Here is a 1,446-nt window from a genome sequence, read left to right as displayed (position 1 = left end):
GGCGCAGTAGTGGAGTGGTCCCCGAAAGTTGGACCTTGGAATTAAACCTTATGCTGCAGCGGCGGTTTGGGCGAGGTACTCGTCGGGGCTGAGGTAGCCGAGCCGCTGTTGGATGCGGGTCGTGTTCCACCACTGCAGGTAGTCGGACAGTCCGGCGTGGAACTCGTCAACGGTCGCGGGCTGCTGGATTCGGAACCATTCCTCTTTGAGATGGCTGAAGAATCCTTCCATGACGGCGTTGTCGAGGCACGTGCCTTTTCTGGACATGGATTGTGTGAGACCGGCCTCGCGGAGCGCGTCCTGCCAGAGGGGGTGGCGGTACTGGAATCCTTGATCAGAGTGAACCAGCGGTTTCTCATCTGACTGCAGGCTGTCGATCGCGGTGCGCAGGCCATCGGTGACCATCTTCACGCTCGGCGATGGCCCGGCCGCGGCAGAGATGACCCGGTTGTCGTGGAGGTCGAGGACCGGCGAGACATACACCTTGGAGGACCCGATCGCGAACTCGGTCACGTCCGTGACCCACTTGGTGTGCTTGACCGCCGCGGTGAACTGGCGGTTCAACACGTTGTCGGCCGCCTGGCCAACCTCGCCCCGGAAGGAGTTGTATCTCCGCCGGCGGCGCACAGGACATTGCAGGCCGAGCGTGCGCATCAGTTTCAGCACGGTCTTCTTCGACACCCGCCATCCGCGCCGCAGCAGGATCGCCAGGATGCGCCGGTGCCCGTATGCGCGCCTTGCCTCTTCAAAGGCTTGACGGATGGCTTCTTTCAGCTCGGCATGCCGATCCGCACGGGCGATTCTGTTCCGATGGTCGTAGAACGTCGACCGGGGAAGGTGCGCGATCTGCAGCAATAGCGACAGCGGGTACTGCGCCTTGAGGTCTTCGACGGCTTGAACCTTCAGCGTCGTTCCTGTGACTTCAAGGCCCGCAATTTTCCCAGGTACGCGACCTCTGCACGCAACCGCTCGTTCTCGTTGCGGAGCGTCTCGATCTCGTTCTGCGGTGCAGAGTTTCCGCGATCGGTCGGGGGCCGGCCCCGTCTCTTGGGGCGCAGCCCTCCTTCGCCCTCGCGTCGATAGGTGGTCGTCCAGTTGGCGACGGTGCTGGGCGAGGGGAGCCCGTATTCCTCGGCGAGAGCCCGTCCCGACTCACCCGCAACATGACGGAGCACGATCTCGAGCTTGGTCCCGAAGTCGTACTGCCTGCGTTCCCTCGTCACCAGCGCGTCCCGTCCTCTCAGCTGCCATCGCTGGTACAACATTTGAACAGGGTTCGGGGCGAGGTCAAGGGACAGGGACGCGGACTTCGCGGTGAAGCCCTGTTCAAACAGTTCGATCGCCGAGACGGCGTCGGCCTGACTCAACGTGCTTCCCGAGTACATCGGCCTGCCTCCCGAAGAATGGACGCCTACTTATGGTGTCCAACTTCTGGGGACCACTCCA

Annotated in this window: 2 protein-coding genes; both read right to left on the bottom strand. The window is 62.7% G+C overall.

Going from position 1 to position 1,446, the window contains the following annotated elements:
• Positions 1 to 48: 48 nt before the first annotated feature.
• Complete coding sequence (locus ON30_RS27935; RefSeq protein ID WP_040711965.1) at positions 49 to 906, bottom strand: IS3 family transposase; 858 nt, start codon at positions 904 to 906, stop codon at positions 49 to 51.
• On the bottom strand, positions 903 to 1,367 hold the full coding sequence (locus tag ON30_RS40730) for a helix-turn-helix domain-containing protein (protein WP_218006311.1): 465 nt from the start codon (positions 1,365 to 1,367) through the stop codon (positions 903 to 905). Before ON30_RS40730 ends, ON30_RS27935 begins: the two co-directional genes overlap by 4 nt.
• Positions 1,368 to 1,446: the final 79 nt, after the last annotated feature.

Origin of the sequence: Nocardia takedensis NBRC 100417 (assembly GCF_000308695.1) — a bacterium.
Taxonomy (GTDB): domain Bacteria; phylum Actinomycetota; class Actinomycetes; order Mycobacteriales; family Mycobacteriaceae; genus Nocardia; species Nocardia takedensis.
This window is presented reverse-complemented; position numbering and strand designations above follow the sequence as displayed.